The sequence below is a fragment of the Photobacterium lutimaris genome (assembly GCF_003025555.1).
Classification (GTDB): domain Bacteria; phylum Pseudomonadota; class Gammaproteobacteria; order Enterobacterales; family Vibrionaceae; genus Photobacterium; species Photobacterium lutimaris.
In genome coordinates this window covers 1-12,780 of the sequence record NZ_PYMH01000005.1, presented here as the reverse complement: position 1 = coordinate 12,780, position 12,780 = coordinate 1, and the positions used below count along the sequence as shown (strand labels likewise).

General features: G+C 45.7%; 15 protein-coding genes. 9 read left to right on the top strand and 6 right to left on the bottom strand.

All coding sequences use genetic code 11. The annotated features are described in order from the left end of the window. Positions 1-204: 204 nt before the first annotated feature. Entirely contained in the window at positions 205-360 is a 156-nt protein-coding gene (locus C9I99_RS27200; protein ID WP_166645456.1) for a hypothetical protein, read from the bottom strand. A 30-nt stretch (positions 361-390) separates the two neighbouring features. Between C9I99_RS27200 and C9I99_RS12095 the strand changes: the two genes are divergently transcribed. Next, positions 391-1,326 carry an alpha/beta hydrolase gene (locus C9I99_RS12095; RefSeq protein WP_107349147.1) on the top strand — a complete coding sequence of 312 codons (936 nt, stop codon included), beginning with the start codon at positions 391-393 and terminating at the stop codon, positions 1,324-1,326. 67 nt (positions 1,327-1,393) lie between these two features. Here the strand turns inward: C9I99_RS12095 and C9I99_RS12090 are convergent, their stop codons facing one another. Beyond that, on the bottom strand, positions 1,394-2,248 hold the full coding sequence (locus C9I99_RS12090; RefSeq protein WP_133638254.1) for a patatin-like phospholipase family protein: 855 nt from the start codon (positions 2,246-2,248) through the stop codon (positions 1,394-1,396). A gap of 388 nt (positions 2,249-2,636) precedes the next feature. On the opposite strand from C9I99_RS12090, the gene C9I99_RS12085 reads away from it, so the two are divergent. From C9I99_RS12085 to C9I99_RS12055, 6 genes are all read left to right on the top strand, one after another. Continuing rightward, on the top strand, positions 2,637-4,226 hold the full coding sequence (locus C9I99_RS12085; RefSeq protein ID WP_107349145.1) for an ATP-binding cassette domain-containing protein: 1,590 nt from the start codon (positions 2,637-2,639) through the stop codon (positions 4,224-4,226). Between the two features lie 255 nt (positions 4,227-4,481). Continuing rightward, positions 4,482-4,580, top strand: coding sequence for a tryptophanase leader peptide (gene tnaC / locus C9I99_RS27700; RefSeq protein ID WP_107349143.1), 99 nt, complete (start codon positions 4,482-4,484; stop codon positions 4,578-4,580). A gap of 169 nt (positions 4,581-4,749) precedes the next feature. Then, a complete protein-coding gene (gene tnaC, locus C9I99_RS27695; protein WP_107349142.1) occupies positions 4,750-4,848 on the top strand; it encodes a tryptophanase leader peptide in 99 nt (32 codons plus the stop codon). Positions 4,849-5,051: 203 nt separating this feature from the next. After that, entirely contained in the window at positions 5,052-6,521 is a 1,470-nt protein-coding gene (gene tnaA, locus C9I99_RS12065; protein WP_107349141.1) for a tryptophanase, read from the top strand. A gap of 109 nt (positions 6,522-6,630) precedes the next feature. Beyond that, complete coding sequence (locus C9I99_RS12060; RefSeq protein WP_107349140.1) at positions 6,631-7,884, top strand: aromatic amino acid transporter; 1,254 nt, start codon at positions 6,631-6,633, stop codon at positions 7,882-7,884. A gap of 306 nt (positions 7,885-8,190) precedes the next feature. Then, a complete protein-coding gene (locus C9I99_RS12055) occupies positions 8,191-8,859 on the top strand; it encodes a LysE family translocator (protein ID WP_107349139.1) in 669 nt (222 codons plus the stop codon). Between the two features lie 18 nt (positions 8,860-8,877). Here C9I99_RS12055 and C9I99_RS12050 read toward each other — a convergent pair whose 3' ends face one another. From C9I99_RS12050 to C9I99_RS12040, 3 genes are all read right to left on the bottom strand, one after another. Continuing rightward, positions 8,878-9,393 (bottom strand): hypothetical protein, encoded by a 516-nt coding sequence (locus C9I99_RS12050; RefSeq protein ID WP_107349138.1) that lies wholly within the window; start codon positions 9,391-9,393, stop codon positions 8,878-8,880. Between the two features lie 166 nt (positions 9,394-9,559). Beyond that, entirely contained in the window at positions 9,560-10,003 is a 444-nt protein-coding gene (locus tag C9I99_RS12045) for a hypothetical protein (RefSeq protein WP_107349137.1), read from the bottom strand. 122 nt (positions 10,004-10,125) lie between these two features. Then, positions 10,126-10,569 carry a hypothetical protein gene (locus C9I99_RS12040; protein WP_107349136.1) on the bottom strand — a complete coding sequence of 148 codons (444 nt, stop codon included), beginning with the start codon at positions 10,567-10,569 and terminating at the stop codon, positions 10,126-10,128. 352 nt (positions 10,570-10,921) lie between these two features. Between C9I99_RS12040 and C9I99_RS12035 the strand changes: the two genes are divergently transcribed. Then, positions 10,922-11,248 carry a hypothetical protein gene (locus C9I99_RS12035; protein WP_208113425.1) on the top strand — a complete coding sequence of 109 codons (327 nt, stop codon included), beginning with the start codon at positions 10,922-10,924 and terminating at the stop codon, positions 11,246-11,248. Positions 11,249-11,430: 182 nt separating this feature from the next. Here the strand turns inward: C9I99_RS12035 and C9I99_RS12030 are convergent, their stop codons facing one another. Next, a complete protein-coding gene (locus tag C9I99_RS12030) occupies positions 11,431-11,865 on the bottom strand; it encodes a hypothetical protein (RefSeq protein WP_107349135.1) in 435 nt (144 codons plus the stop codon). Between the two features lie 92 nt (positions 11,866-11,957). On the opposite strand from C9I99_RS12030, the gene C9I99_RS12025 reads away from it, so the two are divergent. After that, positions 11,958-12,780: IS110 family RNA-guided transposase (locus tag C9I99_RS12025; RefSeq protein WP_107349134.1), on the top strand; the 823-nt coding region annotated here is incomplete at its 3' end.

Below are 12,780 nucleotides of genomic sequence, written 5' to 3'. Positions count from 1 at the left end.
CAAAATAACGTAATTAACGGCGATTATGTGCCATTTAAAATGGTAATGTTGGGGAGTGATATTTTGAAATGAAAATATTTATTCGTAGCAATGAGAGTTATTATATTTAACCTTTTTGACCATGGTGAAATAAAATATCTAGTGAGGCTTTGTGGGTCGTTAGTGATATTTTTCTACGTTTTTTGTACGGTTTCTTTCAATGAGCTAGAGCAACGGTAGATCGGACGTTGGCATATTGGCCCTTTCCAGTGCCTGCTCAATGGCCGGTACCGGTCCGAGCCTCATGTAAGCCATCGGTGTCATGGTATCGACCACCTGCACTTCCTGCCGGAAACCGGTAAGAAACCTGAACGTGTTCATGCTACTACTAAAAATGCGTAAGGAGACGTCATGCGCCAGGTTAGTCCAAAATTACAGACATGGTTAGATAACTTCAACACTGCCGCCAATCTGCTGATTGACGGCGGCTTCAAGCCAACCGCGACCAACGCCCGCGAAGGGTTAGCCAATCTGACCATAGAGCTGGTTACCGAGTCACCTGATGTGGCTTGGGTACAGGATGATTTAGTGGCCGGCGACGCGTACCACGTGCCAGTGCGTATCTACCACCCCGAGCCAGAGACCGCACTGCCGGTACTGGTTTACTACCACGGCGGCGGCCATATGGCAGGCAGCGTGACGGTGTATGATCCTATCTGCCGCAAGCTGGCATTGGCGACAAAGCATATCGTGGTCTCGGTTGATTACCGGCTAGCGCCTGAGTGCCCTTATCCTGCCGGCCTTGTCGATGCGTATGCTGTGGTGAGCAATGTCTGGGCGACGCTCGACAGCCGCCAGCTGAACTACCTGCCGACACTATCCATTGCCGGCGACTCCGGCGGCGGTGCCCTGGTTGCCAGTGTCAGTGCCAAGGCCCAGAATGACGAGAACGTGACGATTGCCAAGCAAGTGATGCTGTATCCAAGTCTGGATTACACCATGGATAGCGGCTCGATGGAGCAAAACGCCACGGGCTACCTGCTGCAAAAAGGAAAAATTGCCTGGTATTTCGACAACTACTTCCAGAACGGTGAAGATCGCCGTGCCGCCTCGCCGCTGTACCAGCCGATGAGCGCCGCACTGCCGGAAACCCTGCTGCTGACTGCCGAGTTCTGCCCGTTGCGTGATGAAGGGATTGCCTACTGCGAGGTGGCGCGCAGCGCCGGAGCACAGGTGGAGTACTACCACTTTGCGGATATGATCCACTCTTTCCTCAATATGGAAGATCTGGTGAAGCAAGAGTGCGAGACCGTTTATCAAAAAATCAGCGAGTTCCTTAACCGCTAATTCTTTGTTATGGGGCCATATCATTACAACAACATGGCCCACTTTCACTGAATTATTGCAAGGATCGTTACCGAGTAAAGCTCTCGAATAACGACTTCTTGGTCAACGATTTCTTTACTTGCTCTAGCCACTCGGCACCGTCAGTGTCAAAGTAATCCCGCGTTGTCTCGTAGCCCAATGTGTAGAGTGTTTTCAGGCTTTCGTTATTGACGTTGAATGCTCCCCATTTATCAATACCTTCAGGTGAGAGGCTGATATCGGGGAGTTGGATACTTTTGAGCAGGTGGGCCGAGCTGTAGATCTCAAACACCCGGTCGATAACATCAAAGGCATCGGAAAACTCATGGTTGGCTTTATGTTCCAGCGGGCTTAAGTACATGCCAAGGTGGGCACGGCAGAGGTCGCGGATGAGATCGGTCGGGTAATTATTGGTGATGCCACCGTCGGCAAAGAGCTTATCGCCGATTTTTACTGGGGTAAACATACCCGGATAGGCCGCCGAGGCCAGCAGAGCCTGAATGAGTTCTCCTTCCTTGATCACCACTTGTTGTGCGGTATTCAGATCGGTCGTCGCCACATAGAGCGGGATATCGAGGGCATCGAAGGAATCGCTTTTTATCCAACCGTGGAAATGGCTGTTAAGCTTTTCTGAGTTGATTAATCCCAATTTGTTGAAAGAGAAGCTGCTGACTTTAAACATCTGGCTTTCAACAAAAAAAGTCAGGATTTTTTCCGGACTATGCCCGGCAGCGTATAGCGCACCGACAAGCGCGCCGCCGCTGGCACCGGATATCACATCAGGTTTTACACCCTGTTCGTCGAGGTACTGCAGCATACCGATTTGCGCCATGCATTTCGCGCCACCACCAGACAGGGTGAGTCCGAATTTATAGGGTTTTGAGTTGAAGAGTGATGACGGCAAAATCTCTATCCTGTAATAGCCAGCATTAGAGACAATATATCACCAAGTAAGCAAGCTTCATGACGATATTGTGTTAAATATCGTATCCGGTTAAAAGGTGAGTACGTGCTTTGATGCGTTCTTGACTTGTACGATCTTTAACCCGTATCATTTGCGCATCATATCTAAAGAGTTCAACGCCATAATGAAGTACTAACATCCTGATTTTCCAATTTAGACAAAATTATTGGGACACTTGGGGTTAGTGGGCGTTGCTTCGTCATTGCAATCTTGCAAAAAATAAAACGATGATTACCGTTCAGCTTAGTTGCTGACTGCATTCTATTTTGATCGTTTCTAAGTAACGGCTATGCCCCTTTTACTGATTTACGTAAAGGGAGGTATTTTCATGCCTGCATCAATTACACCGGTTTTATTGACACAAAAACTGTCATTCCAGCTCGATTCAGGGGAATGGCTATTTGAAGATATCAACTTCAGCCTCAATCACCGCCTCATCGGGCTAGTAGGACGTAACGGCGTAGGAAAGTCGGTATTCTTTTCGCTGCTGCTAGGAAAGTTGGTTCCGACACGAGGTAATGTTACTCGTCAGGGGAAGATTGCATATTACGCTCAGTTACCTTCTGAATTGTTGGGAGCCGAGTTGAGCATCGCACAATACTTAGGAGTCAGCGAAAAAATTGCGGCGCTGAAATTGATTGAGTCTGGTCGTTACGAGCCCGAACTCTTTGAGGTGATCGCAGAAGATTGGGATGTAGAAACCCGAACCAAACAGTTATTAACCTCGTTAAGAATCGTCCCCGATCTTGAGGCGTATTGTCATACCTTGAGTGGCGGTCAGATGGCACTGTTACAGCTCCACCAGTTGTTTAATTCTGAGGCGGACATATTGCTACTCGATGAGCCGTCTAATCATTTAGACGCTGAAGGCCGGCAATGGCTGATTGAGAGGATGAAACAATTTGAAGGCCAGGTATTGCTGATCAGCCACGACAGGGCCCTGTTACGGCATGTTGAAGGGATCTATCAGCTCACCAGCTTGGGTCTCCGCTTTTTTAAAGGTAACTATGATGCCTTCTTTGAGCAGTCTACGACTCAGTCAGACGCGCTAGATAAACAGCTATCGTCCCTTAAATCCGAGCAAAAGAGGCTGGAGCGTCAAGCACAAGCAAACAAAGAAAAGGCACAGCAGCGTGAAGCTCACGGTAACCGATTAAGAAAGTCGGGGAGCCAACCTAAGATATTGCTCGATGCCATGAAAGATAAAGCAGGGCAAAGCCGTTCAGCCGCGGTGACGAACCAGCAGAACTTAATGGACCGCAATCAAGCCCAGCTCAATATTCTGACAAAGCAAAAAGAAACCTTAAAACCCCAGGCGATGTACCTGCAGCAATCAACGCAAACTAAGAAAAACACCTTGCTGAGCGTTGAAGACTGTCGGTTGGATTTTGGCTCAAAGGCCTCCATTTCATTCACTCTGTCCCAGACCGAGCGGTGTTATGTACAAGGGGCGAATGGATGCGGTAAATCAACACTGCTGAAAGCGATTCAGGGCGAACATTCCAACTTTAGCGGGGAGATCAAGTCACGGGTGCCAACGGTTTATCTGGATCAGCATTTTGGCTTATTGGATTTAGACGATTCGATGCTGGAGAGCTTGATGAAGCACAGCAGGGGGCTGACCGAAAGTGAGGCGCGTATTTTGCTGGCAGGGATCGGCTTTCGCCGTGATTCAGTCTATCGCAATGTTGGCAAACTCAGTGGCGGCGAGAAAATGAAACTATCCATGCTGTTGGTTAGCCATAGGCCGCATTTGCCTTTGCTATTGCTTGATGAGCCAGACAATCATTTGGATATCGAGGCAAAACACTTACTCGCGATGGCGCTGAAAACCTATAAGGGGGCGTTCCTCTTAGTGAGCCATGATGAAGACTTTGTGGCTGAGGTCGGTATCAATAGGTGCATTAGGTTGAGATAAAGAGTAAAAATGCCGAAGGTTGTCGGCATTTTTAATCTCGATCAGAATTTCATCGATATATTCGCCGCGCACCTTGGCAAACAGCTTTTCGTCGCCTTTTGCCTTCGCGATTTCAAATGTCGCACTTGTTATCTGAAATTTGGTATACAAGCAATAAAATTGTTTGTATCGGTCACATTTATCGTAAATAAGTATATCTTAATAAGAATAACTATAGGATAGTAATATCATTGCTTTTTCTTATAGGAACATTAGATGAGCGTGTACCTCAAATTGCAATCTACTCCGGTGCTAGCGCTATTAGCCTGGTATAATTTAGATCACAAACTTTCCTTTCACCTGTCTTCAGAATAAACGTTAGAAGCGTATTCTTGCGCCACCTTAAAAATACTCAAAATATTTAAATTAATTGTTGATTTTTCAAGGGTTATACTTGCGAAAGCAAAGGTGTATTAACACTCTTAACCTTGAATCTCGACTAAATATCTTAATTTTGATTTTCATGTGAGAATGTGAGGTGAAGATGTGCGTTCAATGGGCAAGTCCATTGTTGCCGTTGCCGTTGGTCATGCAGTGGTACAATGAAGACGATAAGCTATCTGACTTTTTCCCTTTAAGGTGAATATTAGGAGTAGTTACACTCCTACATTTTAAATTGAACTAATACTTTCGATATTCCGTTATTAATTTAGCGTGACTTTACTCGGCCATAAATCTAATTAGATAGATGTAAGCTGAGAAATGTTATTAGTTGATACCTATTTATACAAACAGATCACTATTTTATGGTGCTATTAAGTACCAAGTGAAAATAAAGGCATTATTATGGAAAACTTTAAACATCTACCAGAGCCGTTCCGTATCCGTGTAATTGAACCTGTAAAACGTACGACTCGTGAATACCGTGAACAAGCGATTTTAAAAGCGGGGATGAACCCATTCCTGCTAGATAGTGAAGATGTCTTTATTGATCTGCTGACTGACAGTGGTACAGGTGCTATTACCCAGGACATGCAGGCAGCAATGCTTCGTGGTGATGAAGCATACAGCGGCAGTCGTAGCTACTATGCGCTTTCAAATGCGGTAAAAGATATTTTTGGTTATGAGTTGACGATCCCGACTCACCAGGGCCGTGGTGCCGAGCAAATTTACATTCCAGTTCTAATTAAAAAACGTGAAAAAGAGAAGGGACTGGACCGCAGTAAGATGGTTGCCCTGTCTAACTACTTCTTTGATACCACACAGGGTCACACGCAGGTGAACTGCTGCGTAGCGAAAAACGTGTACACAAAAGAAGCGTTTGATACTGCAGTCAATGCCGACTTCAAAGGTAACTTTGACTTGGTTAAGCTGGAAGAGGCGATCCTTGAAGCGGGTCCGGCAAATGTCCCGTACATCGTCAGCACCATTACTTGTAACTCTGCGGGTGGCCAGCCGGTTTCTATTGCTAACCTGAAAGCAGTGTATGACATCGCGCAGAAATACGACATCCCGGTGATCATGGACTCCGCACGCTATGCTGAGAACGCCTACTTTATTCAGCAGCGTGAGCCGGGTTATCAGGATTGGACTATCGAAGAGATCACTCGCGAGTCTTATAAGTATGCCGATGGCTTGGCAATGTCTGCCAAGAAAGATGCCATGGTTCAGATGGGCGGTCTGCTGTGTTTTAAAGATGAGTCCATGATGGATGCGTACACCGAATGCCGTACTCTGTGTGTGGTTCAGGAAGGCTTCCCAACTTACGGCGGCTTGGAAGGCGGTGCGATGGAGCGTCTTGCCGTTGGCCTCTATGACGGTATGCGTCAAGAGTGGTTGGCATACCGCATCGGTCAAGTTCAATACCTTGTCGATGGTCTGGAGGCGATCGGTGTTGTTTGTCAGCAAGCTGGCGGCCACGCGGCATTTGTTGACGCTGGCAAGTTGCTGCCGCACATCCCAGCTGATCAATTCCCGGCCCATGCACTGGCTTGCGAGCTTTATAAAGTAGCAGGTATCCGTGCTGTTGAAATCGGCTCGCTGTTGCTCGGTCGTGATCCGGCCACAGGCAAACAGCACCCATGTCCGGCTGAGCTGCTTCGCCTGACTATCCCGCGTGCGACTTATACTCAAACACACATGGACTTCGTTATCGAGGCATTCCAGAAAGTGAAGGAAAATGCAGCGAATGTGAAAGGCCTCGACTTTACTTACGAGCCACCGGTTCTCCGTCACTTTACAGCCCGACTCAAAGAGGTTGAGCCTGTGAGACAGGAAGCGCCGAAGAAGGAAATGAAAGTCTTAGAAGAAGCTTAATAACAATAGAGCGCAATCCTTCGGGGTTGCGCTTTTTTCTTAAATATAAATAAAAATACAGTTTAAGTTCATTATTTTAATAACGTGAAATTATAAGAGTGACAGAATTATGGATAAGAGTTTGTCATTACAAGCACGCGACAGTGTTAAGGAAAATAATCCGTCATTAATCGGGGGTGCATGCATTATTGCCAGTGTCTGCGTTGGTGCAGGAATGCTAGGGCTCCCGAGTGCGGGAGCAGGTGCATGGACAATTTGGTCAGTTCTCGCTATTACATTAACCATGGTCGTAATGACCGTTTCGGGTTGGATGCTACTGGAGGCATTTAAACATTATGACTTAAAGGTTTCTTTTAATACGGTAACCAAGGACATGCTTGGCGATAAGGTCAACATGTTCAATAACCTGACGGTGTACTTTGTCGGTGGTATTTTATTGTATGCCTACATCACATCTTCCGGTCTTATTCTTCAAGATATTTTGGGTTTCGATAGCAAAATTGCCTCGATATTATTTGTGTTAGTGTTCTCTGCCTTTGTTTGGCATTCAACTCGGGCTGTCGACCGGATCTCCGTTGTTCTCATCACATTTATGGTCTTAAGCTTTGTATTTGGTGTGTCAGGGTTAGCTGTCAATATCGATATGTCCATATTGTTTGACACGATTAATGAACAAACGATTTACGCACCTTATTCCATGGCAATGTTGCCTGTTGCATTAACATCGTTCGGCTATCACCATTCAGTGGCTTCAATGCGCGCATATTATGGCGAAGAGAGAAAGGCGAAAAATGCGATATTAGGCGGCACTGTAATCGCATTAAGCCTGTATACCCTATGGTTGTTCAGTATTTACGGGAGCTTGCCGAGAAGTCAATTTGGTCCTGTGATTGAGCAAGGCGGTAACGTGGATGCATTGCTGACCGCATTAGGCTCAGTGATTGAGTCTGAAAAAGTAGCCAATGCGATCAATATTTTCTCAATGGCGGCAATTCTGTCTTCCTTTATTGGTGTCGGGCTTGGGGTATTTGACTATTTGGCCGATCTGTTCAAGTTCGAAGATACTAAACAAGGCCGTGCAAAAACCTGGTTGGTGACTTTCTTGCCACCTCTGATCATGTCGCTGCTGTTTCCTTTTGGCTTTGTTATTGCCATTGGTTATGCCGGTGCCGCTGCAACAGTTTGGACATGTATTATTCCAGCTCTGCTGGTGAGAAAGTCACGCTCACTAGAGAATGGCAATGACGGGTTTAAAGCGCCAGGTGGCAAAGCCATGATAATGCTGGTGATGGGCTTTGGTGTGTTAACGGCAGTGTTCCACTTCATGTCGATGCTAGGCATACTCCCCGCATTTACAGGCTAGCCAATTTCAATTGCACCGTGTGGCCGAGCAATATATGCCGCCTGTGGTATACCAGAAGATCAGCCCACAAACAGCCGAAAAATTTAAGAACGCTGGTGAGGATAACGTCCCTTCAGCGTTTTTTTGCCTCTCACAAAATAAAATTTGCTTCTTACATACTAATAATCGAAGGCGGAAATTAGGCAATAGTCATCATGATTGATGATCGGACTACGGCTTTGTAGATCAATATCTTGCTTTATTCTTTGGGCCATAGATACTGACAGAATATTTGGCTCTTGCCTGACTTTATAGGGATAGTGGGTAATGGAAGTTCTACTGGTTCTTGTTCATGTGGCGTTGATTTGGATACTCGCTGTAGCAACGCCTGGGGCTAATGTACTGTTAACCATTAATACCGCACTGCAATACAGTCGTAAACTCGCGATGTTTTCCGCCTTTGGGGTCAGTACGGCAATATTGCTGTGGGCCTTTTTGGGCGGTTCTGGCTTAGTTATCTTGCTGTCGACTTTCCCTCAATTATTTAGCGTGATGAAAGTCGTGGGTGGTAGCTACTTATTGTATTTGGGCCTTCGCCAGATTTACCAAACCCGCAAAACAAAAAGGTTAGGTGAGTTACCACAAGGCCAACAAATCCTATCACCATCGAACAGAAAGGTGTTCATCTCAGCCTTTATTACCAGTATCCTCAACCCGAAAACCGGTTTCTTCGTAGTCAGTTTATTCAGCGTTGCCATGCCTGGGAGCATGCCTGGGACTTTGCCTGGAAGTGAGCCCGGAGCGATGAATACAACGATGATCCTAGCCATCATGCTAACCATGTCGTCAATCACGCTGTGCTGGCATTTATTTCTCGCCATGGCGTTCTCACACCAATCTGCGAAAAGTGTTTATGCACGTATTTCCGGTGTGATGGACTATGTTACCGGTGGACTCTTTACCGTATTTGGTATTAAAGTCATGGCCTCATCATGAGGGCCGTTGTCCCCCTTTTTAAGCCGCTCGCCTGATTTTATTTTTGGCTTTATCGAGCATAAAAGGGATAAGGAAAATAGCAAAACAAACCAGCCATGGTCGCACATCATCCTTTACATAAATTCCATACCCAGCCGCCGCCAGCAGGTAGATAAAGGGGATGGTCTTGCTGTGTGCTTTAAGAAGCCTCAACGCCAGAAAATAGCCCGCAATCGCATTTAATCCCAGCCACACGAATGATTCCGTTGCACCAATCGATGCCTTGAACGGGGCAGGCAGGTAGATCTGGAAATACCCGCTCATCGGTGACAGAGCATCCGCCGCCAAGTGGATGCTGATCCCTGCACTCAGCCCCGCAGCAATGGGTTTGGCATAGTTTGAGCGCACTAACACCATCACGAGCAATGGCAACAGTACGCTGTGAGTAACAACTGAGCGGTGATGGAGCAGGGACATCAGGTGCTTGTCGATATCAGGCCAGTACCAACCCAAGTATAGAAACAGTGCAAAAATCACCAAGTGTAAGTGCTTCATCAAATGTCCCTTGAAAAAAGGAAATCATAACTTAGCAAAGCAAGGGGGGATAGAGGGGGAAAGTTGCGTGTAGGGAAAATGAAATATTAGGCACTTTCAGAGCGAATGGTTTGTGAGGCTGGTTGCTCTGAAAGTGTCTATTTGTAAAAAGGTTAGTTTGTGGTGTCTATTCCCAAAACTTCCACCATTTTTTGCTGTTTTCTTCTCTTTTTTCCTGACCTTTTTCTGATCCTTTACCCTGCTCATTTTGTACCTGAGCAACTTTCTTTTCTCTTTGTTTTTCAAAACCAGACTTTTTGCTGTTTAGCTTTTCTTTTAGTTCATCAATTTCATTTTGTTCGGTCTTTAGCTCTTCAAGCTCACGTGTAAGCTTTTGTTTGTCTTTTTTGTTTTTTACATTCTTCGATTTTTTCTTCTTTTCTTCGATCAGCTCTTCAAGTTCATCTTCACGATTTTCTATATCACGCTCGGCTTTCTGAAAATCATCAATATTCTTTATTTCTGAGAGGTTTGGCTTACCTTTACCGGCCCACTCTGGCTTTTCAGCGAATGTAAGAGGGGACATAAATACCAAAATACTTGCTAACGCAACGATCTTTATTTCTTTCATAAAAAACACTCCCTTGTTGTATGTCGTTTAACATATCCGTAACAGGCATGTCATTGCAAGTAAAGAATGCTGGTGGCTCATTTTCGTCGCTGATATACAGCCCCATTAAATTCCCTAGAAACTCAGCGTGTCGTCCTGAAACCATCGCGCCAAACGAGCGCCCGATAGCAGGGGCCCACGGTATCGCTACATTCAGAAGAATGTACCGCAAGTAAGAGCACAGACTGCCCATCAAAATCGACAGTTTTCCATTTGTTGGCGAGAAATTCATAGGGTTTACCATCAACGACGACCCATAAGAATGTGCCCCCAGAGCCACCCCACATGGAAGCCGACGTTGAGCAGGAGAACTGTGAGGCATCCACGATTTCTTCTGGTTGGCCATCACCGGTCAAGTCATGCAATGAGATAGCCTGCTCAGTCGCGTTGAATTCACCATCCTCAAAACTCGCACATTCTGTTTTGGCATTCTGAACAATCTCGCTCGCGGCTTGAGATTGATCTGCGCCAAAAGCAAACGGGGACAAACAAAGAAAAATCAGGCTTATAGATAGAATGGTCTTCATTCAAACTCTCCTATTTTCAGTACACAGCACATTAAATGTAGCAATGAAGAAGGAAAAAGCCGCTTATTAAGAAAGCGCTATTTGCGTCGAGATCTTGCTGCGATTAATGACGATGGGAGAGGCTGGCAAATCAAATAAGGAGAGTTGGTGACGCCGAACGGATGGACGTTAACCCCAGATAGGGTTGTTACGGGGAATGCTTTGATAGAAATGGAGCAGAGCAGGACAGAAAATCCCTATGTGCAATTTTTGAAGTAGCTAGAATCATTAAGTGCTGATATATGAATTGATGAGTTATTGATATGTTTGATACTATGTAACTCATTGATTCAGCTTGTACAAAGGAGTAATTATGGCTGAGAAAATGAAAGACTCAACAATTGTTGGTGGGGCTACTGTTATTGCTACAGGTGCAACCGCAGCAACGACGGCGTCAGCTGTTGTTGGTGGCTCAGCTGCGACAATTATGTCAGCGACTGCTGGTACTACTGGAGCAGCATTAGCAGCTACAGCAGGAACAGCTGGAACGGCAGGTGGTGCTGCAATAGCATCAGGAATGGCAACTATTGGTAGCGCAGTCGGTGGTGGTATGGCAGCTGGAGCGGTTATCACCGCAGCAGCCCCGGTAGCTATCGTTGGCGGTATTGCTTACGGCTTATGCCGCTGGCTACGAGACTAGCTAAACAGTTCGGATCACAGTATTTATAAAAAGCCTAAAGAATTAGGCTTTTTTAATTATCAACAAAAGTAAACGTGCTACTTCTAGATGCCAAGAACGTTTATCTAGCACTGTAGAGTTTCACCCCGTATTACTAGACGGGGTAGGTCGAGTTGCGAATTACACTTAAATTTAAAAAAATGTTACGTTTTGTCTCGCTTCGTTATTTTATCGCACTCTTCAATTAGTGAAGAGTAATAATGTGAAACTTTTTCTGCTGACTCTTGAAAATCCTGACGATCAATTTTATCGCCATAAGTGATATCACAATATTGGCGTAAATCCCTAATTGTTGATGAAAGTTCTGGATAACGAGCAAACCTGCCTGCGATATATTTCAGATCCTGTTGAACCGGAGGGTAGTCGCTCTTTAAAATAGATGGTGATGAATAGTTTAGAACTATTTCTACAGCTAACCCTGCCTTCTCTTCTAACTCATTTATACGGTCTAACTCCTTAGACCATAGCAACATCCTCTTCTCTCTTAATATCGTAAGCTTTGAGTTAAATACAAGAGACACTATTGACGTACAAGCAGCAACTATAGCTGCATAAAGTGTGACTTCTTCTTTAGTCATAGATCCTCAAAAAACATAACGAATGACATGGACTCCCCCTCATCAGGCTCTGCCACACTTGGTAAGTCTGACTACAGTTCTTGGAGGCCACCATGTCACAATCAATTTATGGCATTGATTTAGCCAAACATTCGTTCAGTATCCACGGTGAAGATCACCATGGCAAGATACTGATCCATAAAACAATAACTCGCTCAAAAGTCCTTGTTATGTTTGCCAACATTCCACCTGCGATTGTCGGGATGGAAGCCTGCGGAGCTTCCCATTTCTGGGCTCGAGAACTGGCAAAACTCGGCCATACTCCCAAGATAATGGCATCGAAATATGTGGCACCTTTCAGGACGGGTGCCAAGAACGATCTCAACGATGCTGTGGCTATTTGTGTGGCTGTCACCCGCCCTTCAACGCGCTTCGTTAAGATCAAATCGCCAGAGCAACAAGCCATCCTTTTCCTCCACCGGGCACGTGATAACTGGGTTCACGAGCGCACTGCGCTGCTTAATCAAATGCGAGCCATGCTGGCAGAATTTGGCATCATCGCACCCAAAGGCCGACATGCCTTACAAACAGCCATCCCTGAAGCACTTGAAGATGGAAAAAACCAGCTGCCCGATTTAGCCAGAGCTATTATCTCCGACAGTTACGAGCACTTGCTGAGTATAAACCAACGTATTGCCGACCAAGAACACTGCTTCAATATGCTCGTTTCTCGTAGCCATAATGCACAGAAAATAATGAAAGTTGCAGGTATCGGCCCAATTACCGCCACTGCCGTTATCGCCAGTATTGGTAAAGGCGAACAATTTGATAAAGGCCGAGACTTTGCCGCTTGGCTCGGGTTGGTACCGTCACAATATTCAACCGGTGGTAAACCCAGACTTGGCCGAATAACCAAAAAAGGAGACAAGTACCTCA